Source organism: Halobacillus trueperi, assembly GCF_003386945.1.
In the GTDB taxonomy this organism is placed as follows: Bacteria; Bacillota; Bacilli; order Bacillales; family Halobacillaceae; genus Halobacillus; species Halobacillus aidingensis.
The window spans coordinates 36301-48268 of sequence record NZ_QUAE01000025.1 but is presented as its reverse complement, the minus strand read 5'-3'; the positions used below and the strand labels follow the sequence as shown (position 1 = coordinate 48268).

At 43.2% G+C, this 11968-nt stretch carries 8 protein-coding genes and 2 riboswitches; of the genes, 5 read left to right on the top strand and 3 right to left on the bottom strand.

Annotated elements, in window-relative coordinates:
* Positions 1–347: 347 nt before the first annotated feature.
* Positions 348–1553 (top strand): S-layer homology domain-containing protein, encoded by a 1206-nt coding sequence (locus DYE48_RS18735; RefSeq protein ID WP_115824894.1) that lies wholly within the window; start codon positions 348–350, stop codon positions 1551–1553.
* Between the two features lie 131 nt (positions 1554–1684).
* Here DYE48_RS18735 and DYE48_RS18730 read toward each other — a convergent pair whose 3' ends face one another.
* The 3 genes from DYE48_RS18730 to DYE48_RS18720 form a co-directional block, all read right to left on the bottom strand.
* The gene (locus tag DYE48_RS18730) at positions 1685–2095 is read right to left on the bottom strand and encodes a hypothetical protein (protein ID WP_115824893.1); all 411 of its coding nucleotides are present in this window, start codon (positions 2093–2095) and stop codon (positions 1685–1687) included.
* A 292-nt stretch (positions 2096–2387) separates the two neighbouring features.
* The gene (locus tag DYE48_RS18725; RefSeq protein ID WP_115824892.1) at positions 2388–5945 is read right to left on the bottom strand and encodes an S-layer homology domain-containing protein; all 3558 of its coding nucleotides are present in this window, start codon (positions 5943–5945) and stop codon (positions 2388–2390) included.
* 336 nt (positions 5946–6281) lie between these two features.
* Positions 6282–6497, bottom strand: coding sequence for a hypothetical protein (locus DYE48_RS18720; RefSeq protein ID WP_115824891.1), 216 nt, complete (start codon positions 6495–6497; stop codon positions 6282–6284).
* Positions 6498–6905: 408 nt separating this feature from the next.
* Positions 6906–7010, top strand: a riboswitch (SAM riboswitch).
* Positions 7011–7076: 66 nt separating this feature from the next.
* Positions 7077–7184, top strand: a riboswitch (SAM riboswitch).
* Between the two features lie 71 nt (positions 7185–7255).
* Here DYE48_RS18720 and DYE48_RS18715 point away from each other — a divergent pair.
* Genes DYE48_RS18715 through DYE48_RS18700 form a run of 4 tightly spaced genes read left to right on the top strand, consistent with a single transcriptional unit; the run spans position 7256 to position 11953 of the window.
* Complete coding sequence (locus DYE48_RS18715; RefSeq protein ID WP_115824890.1) at positions 7256–8410, top strand: thiolase family protein; 1155 nt, start codon at positions 7256–7258, stop codon at positions 8408–8410.
* Positions 8411–8430: 20 nt separating this feature from the next.
* Positions 8431–10374 carry an acetoacetate--CoA ligase gene (locus tag DYE48_RS18710; protein WP_115824889.1) on the top strand — a complete coding sequence of 648 codons (1944 nt, stop codon included), beginning with the start codon at positions 8431–8433 and terminating at the stop codon, positions 10372–10374.
* Entirely contained in the window at positions 10374–11534 is a 1161-nt protein-coding gene (locus tag DYE48_RS21265) for a thiolase family protein (RefSeq protein WP_167449552.1), read from the top strand. The genes DYE48_RS18710 and DYE48_RS21265 overlap by 1 nt, the downstream gene beginning before the upstream one ends.
* Complete coding sequence (locus DYE48_RS18700; RefSeq protein ID WP_115824888.1) at positions 11531–11953, top strand: Zn-ribbon domain-containing OB-fold protein; 423 nt, start codon at positions 11531–11533, stop codon at positions 11951–11953. Before DYE48_RS21265 ends, DYE48_RS18700 begins: the two co-directional genes overlap by 4 nt.
* The last annotated feature ends 15 nt before the right edge of the window (positions 11954–11968 follow it).

Here is an 11968-nt window from a genome sequence, read left to right as displayed (position 1 = left end):
GCTTTAAGTATGAAAGAACAAAGACGAAAAGCCTTCCATTCCTTTTATCGGGTCTAATCTACACTAAATAAAGGAATTTAAAGGAAAACATAAAGATATAAAGAATCATAAATAATCTGTAATAAAGAAACGAACTTGCTGTAGTGTCAACATAAAGAGCATACTTTTAAAGTGACCCTGATATAATTTGAAGTGAAACTATTAATGAAAATGGATACTTGTGTAATTTGATAAGAGGGATTTACAATTGTATTTTAGAATCGTTGTAGTTATTCATGCAGTACAAAATTACCATTTTATCTATTTATCTACTATAATAAGACCTACAAAAGAAGGAGGGATCTACATTGAAAAAAATCTTTTCATTATTTTTCGGGCTCTTTGCTTTAATGACTATTCCAGCACTCACAGTGAACGCTTCGGAATCATACCCGGATTTAGATCAGGTACCATGGGCAAAAAGTGAAATATTGTACTTGAGCGATCATGGAATCATCAGTGGCTATCCCGATGGGTCATTTAAACCAAAGGAAGAAGTGACTCGGGGTCAAGTAGCCTTAATGGTGATTAAAGACTTATATCCAGAAGCCACTCCACAACAAAGCAATCCGTTTGTGGATGTTCCAATGGGCAAGTATTATACGGATGCGGTTCGTGTCGCGTATGAAAAAGGAATCATTTCTGGATATCCAGACCAGACCTTTAAACCGAATGCATACATAACTCGCGCTGAAGTGGCTCTTATCGTAGACCGTGCCTATTCCATCAATCGTGAAGGGAACCCTCAGGGATTCACTGATGATCATACATTCCCATGGGCACAAGAAAGCATTTTAGACTTAAATTCTAAAGGGATTATTAACGGATACACGGATGGAACCTTCCAACCAGGAAATGATATTACCCGTGCTGCATTTGCCAAAGTGTTAGGTGCTACCATCAATCCGGAGTTTCGTGTACCAGGTTCTCCTGCACGATTGGAAACTACGTTTGACGGCCTTCACCGTTCTTATAAACTTCGGGTATTTGCAGATAATGAGGAAACGACGATCAATGACTTGCCTTGGGCTGGAGCCAACGAAGGGGACATTCTCCATTCAGGCTATTATGAAATGACATTACAGCTAGGCGACTCGTCGCCGATGGATCAAAAAGTTGCCATTGGGGACTTCACTTACAACGAATCACAACAAAATTTGTATGTCCTTGATAGCAATCCTGATGTATTAGTTGCAACAGAAGTTCAGAGCTCCAATGTGACGTGTGGACAATTATTTTATGCTAAAAATGGAGAGATGAATAGAATTGGGGTTATGGATACAGATAACTCTACGTTCTGCTTCGCACAAGACGGAATCAAGCATGTAAAGGAAAACCATTTCCAAACCATCATTTACAATAATTCAACCTGGTCTTTCTTTATTAATGATTGGAGAATTAATTTTGAAAATGGAGCAGCCACGAATACAGCAACCTATGAAGTCAAAGACCAACAAGGATGGAATGTCTTTGACCGCTTCATGAATGATCCTGATTATTATTACAAGCCTTAAACGCACCCATGCCATTACATTTCTCATCAGAAAAAGCGTAGCATCATAAATAGGATGCTACGCTTTTTCCATTTCATCACTTCGAATGGTTCATGGGATATCTGTGCTGATACATTGAATAAATCACAGGATTACTCTAATCCATTTATTGCTGATTTTAATTTACTATTCGTTTCCTCATTTCCAAGTTCATAAAATACCAATATGTTTTTACGCGTGTACTTTTCGTGTTCAGCGACTCCAGCTGCGGCTGATTTTTCTTCAAAATCATCCATTCCTTCTTTTCGTTCATCTGTAGATGGAAATACATAAATAGAAAGTGTATCACCATCTATAAAATAGGCTTCGGGAGAAACACCGTTTAACTCTCTAGTGAAAGCATTGATGCTTGGTAAATCTGCATCCTCTAAAACCAACCCTTGATCTGTAATAGCCGTTTGCACCTCTTCTAATGTGATAAGATCCTCTTCTTTTACGCTTTGTTGGCTGCAGGCACTAAGAACGGAAATGATGAATACATAAAAGAATATTTTTTTAATCATATCATTACCTCCTGGAAATGCCCCTTTTATAGATAAGACACAGTAAATAATAGATATTATTTTTAAAGGTTTTCAATCTATTGAGCGATCACATAACCACATTCTCATTAAAAAGGACAACCACCTACTATACTTATTCAGTAAAAGTACAGGAATTCCTTTCCAGATGGCCATGAACATATCCCTTTCCTAGCTGGGGAGTAGGGGAAGTTTTATTAAAAAACACCTTCACAGTCGTTATAAGACTTTGAAGGTGTTTTATATGCTCAGATTCTATGATGATTAATTATTGTCAGTCAGTTACTCTGAAGCTGTCTTCCAAAACTCTCGCTACAAAAGAGGCAAATTCTGCTCTAGTAATTTCCTGTTCCGGTTTGAAGGTTCCATCCGGGTACCCGACCGTTATATTATTGGCTGCCAGGGTTTGAATATAGGAATCCGCCCAGTGCCCTTTCGTATCGGAGAAAATATTGGTTTGGCCTTGTAATTGATAGGCTCTTGAAACGATGGTTGCCATTTCTGCTCGACTTAAATTTTCATTCGGGTGAAAGGTTCCATCTTTGTACCCTGAGAGGATATTGGCTTTGGCGGCTGCACCAATGTACCCGCTCGCCCAGTGATCTTCTGAAACGTCTGTAAAGTCAGACCCAATCTTCTCAAGTTCAAGTTCCCTGGAAATAACGGTTGCTGCTTCAGCCCTCGTTATATTTACATCGGGCTGGAAGGTACCGTCTTTATAACCCGATAATAAGTTGTTTTCTACTAAATAATTTATTTTGTCTTCAGCCCAATGACCTTTGATATCTTTAAAAGTAACATCATTGGAAGGCTTATCAATCGTTACCTCACTAGACTGGATTGCTTCCACGTTTCCTGCATGATCGACACTACGATAGTCGACGGTATGAGTTCCTTCTTCGCTTACAATAACAGTAGAGTTATATTCCAGCCATTCTCCCTGATTGATTCGATATTCTGTCTTGCTTACTCCAGACAGTGCATCAGAAGAAGCCAACGTTACCTCCACACCACCGTCTCGCTTTTCAGTACTCATAGCTGTACCTGGAGCAGTTGTATCCAACTTAACGTTGACACTTTTAACCTCTTCTTCATTGCCTGCCTGGTCGAAACTGCGATAAATAACAGTGTGGCTGCCTTCTTCATCAACCAACACAGGAGTCGTATATTCTTTCCATTCTCCCTCATTGATCCGATATTCTGTCTTAGCCACTCCTGATAATGTATCAGTGGAACTCAAGGTTACCTCTACTTCGGAGTTGTGCCATTGGTCGCCTACATTACCAGCCGATGTTTGTGGAGCATGATCGTCATATTTTACAGTTATACTCTTAAACTCTTCTACGTTCCCAGCTGTATCGACACTGCGATAGTCAATGACATTCTCGCCTTGCTGCTGGAAGGTAATAGGACCGCTATAGTCTGTCCATTCCCCTTCGTTCATTCTATACTCGATCGCAGCTACACCTGACAATTGGTCTTTAGCTGTTAGTATGATCTCTGTCGCTTTATTCGCCCATTTTTCAGGAACTCCATTAACAGATGTAACTGGTGCCGTTTTGTCTAATTTAATTGTTTCACTTTGAACTTCTTCTACATTGCCGACGTTATCAATACTTCTATATTCAATCGTTGTCGATCCTTCTTGATCTAACTTAATAGGATCACTATAGTCTTTCCAATCACCATCATTGATTTTATATTCGATGGAAGATACGCCTGACAGCTCATCTGAAGATGATAAGGTTAGCGCAACATCCTGACTGGACCAGTCCACCGGTACTTCTTCAGCTGTGGTCACTGGTGCGGTTTTGTCCACTTTAATCACTTTGCTTTGTGTCGCTTCAACGTTTCCTGCATGATCGATGCTACGAAATTCTACATTGTTGCTTCCTTCTTCTTCAACGAGAATAGAAGTATCGTAGGTTACCCATTCTTTTTCGTTCACCCTATATTCCGTTTTTGAGACACCTGACAAACCATCGGAAGAACTTAACGTTACTTCTACATTGGTATTATGCCATTCATCATTCACAGAACTCATTGTAGTTTCTGGGACTCCAAAATCAAGATTAACATCGACAGTCTGAATTTCTTCCTGGTTCCCTGCTTGATCTGTACTTCGATATTCAATGACATGTTTACCTTCTTCATCGATCGTAATAGGTGTATCGTAGGCAGTCCACTCACCTTCGTTCATTCTATACTCAATAGAACTTACACCTGAAGATTCGTCCCTAGACGTTAAGGATAGTTCGATTTCTTCATTACCCCAGCCAGAAGGAATTTCAGAAGTTGTCGTCACCGGCGATGTTTTATCTATTTTGATGATCTCGGTTTGAATTTCCTCTATATTTCCAGCATGGTCTACGCTTCGGTAATCAAGCTGAACTTCGCCTTCCTGGCTAATTTCGAAAGCCTCTGTATATTCGGTCCAGCTTCCTTCATTTATCCGATACTCTACCTTTTTGATGCCGGCTTCTTCATCGGTTGCGCTTAAATTAGCTGTAACATTTGAAGGGTACCATTCATTCTTCATTGGAGTGGAAGAGGTTATATCCAAGCTTGTTATTGGGGCAATCTTGTCCGTTTCTTCTACGACTACATCATACGAACTGAAATCTACATATTCTGAGGTTTCTCGTTTATACTCTGAACCACCATAAGAGTTGTTGTAATAATAATGGTTATCTTGTTCATCTAATACGTATAAAAAATCTATTTTCCAATGTCCCGAAACATCATATTCTCCAATTTCGAAACTACCTTCGTATTTCCCAGTTGCAGAGTTCATATTTAATGTTATGTGCTTGGCTGCTGTTCCTTCAGGTGCTTCATACCTAATACTGACCCTTTTCACACCTGATAAATTATCATTTACATTAGCGGCTACCTTTACGATTTCCCCCCTTGTCACATTTGTGGGGTTTACACGAAGATCGTCAAGCTTAGGTGGCTCTTTATCTTCTTTCGTTCCAGAAACTACTACATCATACGAACTGAAATCTACATATTCTGAAGTTTCTCGTTTATACTCTGAACCACCATAAGAGTTGTTGTAATAGTAATGATTATCTTGTTCATCTAATACGTATAAAAAATCTATTTTCCAATGTCCTGAAACATCATATTCTCCAATTTCAAAACTACCTTCATATTTTCCCGTTGCAGAATTCATATTTAATGTTATGTGCTTGGCCGCTGTCCCTTCAGGTGCTTCATACCTGATACTGACTCTTTCCACACCTGATAAATTATCACTCACATCAGCTGATACCTTTACTATATCCCCTATCGTCACGTTTCTAGGTGTTACTTGCAGTTCTTTTAGCATAGGCGGCTCTTTATCTTCTTCTGTTCCAAACACTACTACATCATACGAACTGAAATCTACATATTCTGAGGTTTCCCGTTTATACTCTGAACCACCATAAGAGTTGTTGTAATAGTAATGGTTATCTTGTTCATCTAACACGTATAAGAAATCTATTTTCCAATGTCCCGAGACATCATATCTTCCAATTTCAAAACTACCTTCATATTTTCCCGTTGCAGAATTCATATTTAATGTTATGTGCTTGGCTGCTGTTCCTTCAGGTGCTTCATACCTAATACTGACTCTTTTCACACCCGATAGATCATCGCTCACATCAGCTGTAACCTTCACTTCATCCCCAACCGAAGCCTCCTGTTTTGATACAGTCAACATATTCAATGTGGGTGGAGTAACATCCGAACCTGCATGACTAACCCCTGGAGCTCCCAGCGAGACAATAAGCGCCAGAATGGCAAGCACAAGAACATGCTCTATTTTTCCTTTTTTAAATAACATACACTCACTCTCCTCTTTCTTTTACGAAGAAAAAACCTTCTCTTTATGTATTCACACATTATTTACACAATCTCTATTTTAGTATAAAAGCATGATGAATTGTTAATTATTTTTAAATAAATACGACTAAAGTTTTTAAATCAAAACAACACTTAAGCTTCATTTAATAAGCTTTAATAACCAATAAAAAATGGCGTAGTACCATCCATAAACGGTTGATACTACGCTAGCCTTTAGTTCGATCTTACAGTTAAAGTTAGCACTATCATTTACTAAGCAAAAAGTCTGTCTGCATTCTCTTACAGACACTCAAAGAGGTGAAATTGAATAAATCTATTATTGATTCAAATTAAATCCATATAAATACTCGACCAACTTGTTAAATTCATCATCAGAGGAACACTCAATTTGTAGATCAATAAAAGTCATCACAACTTCTTCATCCTCAAACGGGAAATGGCTGTTATCTACATTGGTTAGGATTTCCCGCTTGGATAATCCCTTTTTAAGTAAAACATCAACGGCCTGTTTCATCGAAGATACTTCTGCCATGTGTATGCCCCCTTATTTGATATCTTTCCTCGCTTCTGCATCCCTTCGTCAGGTTCTTTTTAATGTTAGGAATAGCGAGGATGACAAGAATTAACGTAGATTCTTGTACTAAATATTTACTACACTATTCATCCAAATTCCTGCTTCTCCTAGAAAAAACGACTTTACAATTAAGAATAAACTTAGCTGGTAATCAACAACATAAGTCTCCAAAAAACACAAATACATATGAAATCGATAAAGATACGAAATACTAGCGAAAAACACTGCTGTTAAGCTTTCTTTTCGTTTTCTAACACGCTTGAGATTGGGCGCCAAATAAAATTAATTTTCACACTTTTCTATAAAATCCATTGACACTGATCCTTTCCCTTGCTAACATGGCACTTAACCAAATAACGAAAGAACATCTTATCCAGAGAGGTGGAGGGACTGGCCCTGTGAAACCCGGCAACCGCTATATTGATAGCATGGTGCCAAATCCTACTGAGTGAATGCTCAGGAAGATAAGAGATTTACATAATCTCTAGCCTCTCTATCACTGATAGAGAGGTTTTATATTTTCAATTGAATAATGTTTTCTTATCCAGAGAGGCAGAGGGACTGGCCCGTTGACGCCCGGCAACCATCAAGCATTCGCTTGAAAAGGTGCTAATTCCTGCAGGAGATGATCCTGGAAGATAAGAAGAGCCAAGAGCCCTCTTCTTATTTTTGTGAAGAGGGCTCTTTCTATTTTTAAAAAAGGAGTGGCTACATAGATGAGTATCGTACTTTTAGATGGCATTCGTACCCCGTTCGGTAAATGGAAAGGGGCTTTGAAAAAGAAATCCGCAGCAGAACTCGGATCGCACGCATTAAACGCTCTAATTGAGAGAAATCCGATAGCCGAAAAGGCGGATGGTGTGTTGCTTGCTCAAGTGATCCAGGCTGGCGGTGGCCAAAACCCTGCGAGGCAAGTCGCTTATAAGGCAGGGGTAGACATCGGTTCACCCGCTATCACATTGAACAATGTCTGCTTAGGGGGAATCGCTACAATCACGGATGCCTCCCGTAGACTGCAGCTGAACGAAGGAGAATTATACATTGTCGGTGGCTTCGACTCGATGACGAATGCTCCTCATACCGCTCCAGTAAGGGCCTCTGCAGGACTCGGTCATAGCATCCTCAAAGACACGTTACTTAACGACGGCTTGTGGTGCGCCTTAACGGATGTATCGATGGGAGCTCTTACCGATGAGAAAAACCGCTCCTTTGAAATCAGTCGAGAAGAACAAGATGAATATGCTGCCCTTTCTCAGCAACGAGCAGCTAAGGCTCAAGAAACAGGATGGCTGCAGCCGGAAATCGCTCCTTTTGCAGGTTTGCTTGAAGAAGATGAAGGCATCCGCAAAGGAACGACAGTCGAGAAGTTATCCAACCTCTCCCCCGCCTTTTCCAACGAAGGCACGATTACGGCAGGCAATGCGTCACAGATGACGGACGGGGCGAGCGTTGGGATCGTTACCACGAAAGAGAAAGCTGAATCACTCGGGCAGAATCCGTTGGCTGAAATCATCGATTGGTCAGAGATTGCCGGACCAGATCCGAGTTTACAGACGAAACCATCGCAGGCGATCCAAGAACTATTAGATAGACACCAGTTGACGACTGACGATATCGATCTGTTTGAAATTAATGAAGCGTTTGCCAGTGTGGTGATCGCCAGCTGCCGCGAGCTTGGCATCGATTATGACCGGGTCAATGTCAATGGTGGCGCAATCGCTCTTGGTCACCCGTTAGGCGGCACAGGATTCCGGCTCGTCTTGACCCTTGCCAATGAACTGAAACGGCGCGGCGGAGGAAAAGGGATCGCTTCCCTTTGCGGCGGTGGCGGCCAGGGAATGGCCCTGTTGATTGAAGTTCCTCATTCATAACCCGAAAGGAGATAGATCTAATGACTACATCGATTACCGCTCAGCGTTCCCCTTATCTATGGGAGCCATCGAGCGAAAGAATAGAACAATCGCATATCAAAGCCTTTGCTGAATTTACCGGCCAGCCGCTTTTTCCATATGAACGGTTCCACCGTTGGTCCGTTTCCCACCTCTCTGAATTTTGGTCAGCTGTTTGGGATTATGCAGGAATTATCGGAGAGAAAGGTGACCGTGTGTTTATCCCTGGACCTTCGATGCCCGATAGTACATGGTTTCCGGAAGCACGGTTGAATTTCGCTGAAAACCTGCTGCGTGGATCTCTGGATCGGACCGTTGCCTATGAAGCAAATGAGACAGGGGTTCAACGAAGCATCACTTTAGAAGAGCTGAGGCAATCCGTAGCCAAAGCCCAGGAAGGGTTAAAACAGTTAGGTGTGCAAAAAGGCGATTGTGTCGCCGGAGTCACGACGAACAATATCCAGGGGTTGGTCGCCCTGCTTGCGACCACCTCCCTCGGGGCGACATGGACCTCCTGTTCCCCGGACTTCGGGACGAAAGGAATCGTCGACCGCATTGGTCAGGTGAAACCGAAAGTATTATTTGCTACTACCTCTTATCAATATAAGCAGAAACCATTCGATATCGTGGACAAAATCAAACAGACAACGGAGCATCTTGAAGGACTATCCGCCCTCGTCACGTTCGGAGGCGAAACTTCTATAGAAGGACTCCAATCTCTATCCTGGGACGAGCTTTGCAACAATGAAGCCAGTGAGCCGACGTTCGAACCCGTCCCTTTTGACCATCCCTTATATATTTTATATACATCAGGAACAACGGGATTGCCGAAAGCGATCGTCCACTCGGTCGGCGGGACGCTCCTGCAACATGTAAAAGAGCACCAGCTCCATTGTGATGTCCAGCAAAATGATGTGTTGTTCTGGTACACGAATACCGCCTGGATGATGTATCCATGGCTCGTTTCAGGGTTAGCCAGTGAAGCGGCAATCCTGTTGTATGATGGCTCTCCTGTAAGGCAGGATTCCCTCACCCATTTGTGGGACATTGCGGATGAAGTCGGCATCACCCATTTCGGCACAAGCCCTAAGTATTTAGATACATTGATGAAAGCAGGCGTCGATCTGAAAAGCAGTCATTCTCTCGACACTTTGAAAAGTCTGCTATCCTGCGGAGCTCCACTAGCACCTGAACAGTACAACTGGATCTATCAAACCATCAAACAGGATCTGTTCCTTGCTTCCATTTCCGGCGGAACAGAAATCATCGGCTGTTTTGTGATGGGATCACCCGTTCATCCATTGAAGCGAGGCGAAATCGCATGCAAAGCTTTAGGAATGGCGGTTGATGTATTGGATGAGCGAGGAGCATCGGTTTACGAAGAGAAGGGTGACCTTGTTTGTACCCAACCATTCCCAAGCATGCCGCTCACCTTTTTCGGTGAAGGTGGAGAGGAACGTTACCGGAAGAGCTACTTTTCCAAACGTCCAGGGATTTGGACACATGGGGACTTAGCGGAACAGACCATCGACCAATCGTTCATCATTTATGGACGTGCCGATACGACATTGAATCCAGGAGGCGTCCGCATCGGGACGGCTGAAATTTACGGTGTCGTCGACCATATCAAGGAAATTAATGACAGCGTCGTTTTCGGATTACCGAAAGATAACGACGAAGAAATCATCCTTTGTGTCGTGACAGAAAAACTGACGGAAGACTTGGCAAAAGAAATACGCAGGCAGATCCGTGCCAAAGCTTCTCCTCGCCATGTACCGAAGCGGATTTATCAAGTGGAGGAAATCCCCCATACCATCAATGGAAAAAGGGTCGAAGGAGCAGCGAAAACAGCCGCTTTAGGAGATGCAGTGAAAAACGAAGCCTCCTTACGTAATCCATCCAGCTTACAATCATTTCGTCATCTATCAGAAAGGAAGTTCGCGTAATGGCCAACCAACCCCAAGGGGCGATCATCGGCATCGGTGAACTGAAGCCCGTCCGTTATTCAGAAGGAAAAACAACCTTAAGTTTGATTGCAGAATCCGTCCGCCTCGCTATTCAGGATGCCGGCATCTCCAAGGAAGACGTCGACGGCCTGCTTGTCGGACCACAAGTCGGGGAAACGCCGCAGCATGTGCCGGCGACGGTTTCTGAGTATCTAGGAATAGATCCCACGATGTCCAATACGGTGGATCTCGGTGGTGCAACTGGCCCGGGGATGATTTGGAGAGCTGCCGCAGCCATCCAGGCCGGCATGTGCGAAACCGTCGTCTGTGTGTTAGCCAATAAAAATGAAAAAGGGGAAACATTACGATCCCCGAACCGCAATCCGATACGCGAATTTGATGTGCCTTTCGGTGCATCAGGAGCGAATACTTCCTATGCCCTCTTAAAAAGACAGCACATGGAAGAGTACGGATCCACGCAGGAAGATTTCGCAAGGATTGCTTATTGGGCCAGGAAAAATGCCCAGTTGAACCCAGATGCGATTTTTTATAATAAGCCCGCCGAAGTGGAAGATATTCTAGCCTCTCCCATGATTGCCGATCCACTTCACCTGTTGGAAATCGTCATGCCAGTCGCCGGTGGTGCAGCCGTCGTCGTCACATCTGCTGAAAAAGCAGCCGAAGGTAAATATAAACCGGTCTATCTGAAAGGAGCGGGTGAAAAAATCACTCACCGGGCAGTCAGTCAGGCTCCGGGAATTGGGGACCTGCCATTCAACTATTCGATCCCAAGAGCGCTTGAACAAGCACGGACGGACGTGGAAGACATTGACCTTTTCTCACTGTACGACTGTTATACAAGTGTCGTTGCCACAACCCTCGAAAGTGCGGGTCTATGTAAGCCGGGTGAGTTCGGGGAGTTTGTCAGAAACCACAGCTTCAGCCATGACGGAGATTATCCATTGAACACGCATGGCGGTCAGTTGGGCTTCGGCCAGGCAGACTTGGCAGGCGGCATGTCCCATGTCATTGAGGCCGTCCATCAATTGAGAGGCGAAGCTGGAAACCGACAAATCCCTAATGCCAAAAAAGCACTCGTGACAGGGAACGGAGCCACATTAAGTGAAACGACCGCTCTTGTGTTAGGAGGAGAACGATGAGCCAACTACAGAACATTTCTTTGCCAGGTCCTACGATTACACCCGTTAGTCAACCTTTTTGGGAAAGCATCCAAGCCGGGCACTTGAGCCTGCAACAATGCGAGAAGTGTGAGGGATGGATCTTCTATCCTCGAGAGCACTGTCCTCATTGTTTTCATGATTCGTTAACATGGAAAAAAGCGTCTGGTCGAGGAAGGCTGAAAACATGGAGCGTTATTCACCGCGCCGGCCATCCCGCCTGGCAGGAACATACGCCCTATGTGGTGGGCGTGGTCGCCCTTGAGGAAGGACCTTCTCTATTGACGCACGTATTAATAGACGAAACAGACTTAACTTATAACATGAAAGTAGAAATGGAAATCAGTGAAATCGGGCCTCACCCACTACCATTCTTCAAAAAACAGGAGGAAACAAAATGATCCTTACTTACTTCA

What these genes read in the sequence shown, in the direction of transcription:
- DYE48_RS18715 (WP_115824890.1), top strand. Translation starts at nt 7,256, where the DNA reads ATGAGTATCGTACTTTTAGATGGCATTCGTACCCCGTTCGGTAAATGG.
- DYE48_RS18710 (WP_115824889.1), top strand. Translation starts at nt 8,431, where the DNA reads ATGACTACATCGATTACCGCTCAGCGTTCCCCTTATCTATGGGAGCCA.
- DYE48_RS18700 (WP_115824888.1), top strand. Translation starts at nt 11,531, where the DNA reads ATGAGCCAACTACAGAACATTTCTTTGCCAGGTCCTACGATTACACCC.
- DYE48_RS18725 (WP_115824892.1), bottom strand. Translation starts at nt 5,945, where the DNA reads ATGTTATTTAAAAAAGGAAAAATAGAGCATGTTCTTGTGCTTGCCATT.
- DYE48_RS18720 (WP_115824891.1), bottom strand. Translation starts at nt 6,497, where the DNA reads ATGGCAGAAGTATCTTCGATGAAACAGGCCGTTGATGTTTTACTTAAA.
- DYE48_RS18730 (WP_115824893.1), bottom strand. Translation starts at nt 2,095, where the DNA reads ATGATTAAAAAAATATTCTTTTATGTATTCATCATTTCCGTTCTTAGT.
- DYE48_RS21265 (WP_167449552.1), top strand. Translation starts at nt 10,374, where the DNA reads ATGGCCAACCAACCCCAAGGGGCGATCATCGGCATCGGTGAACTGAAG.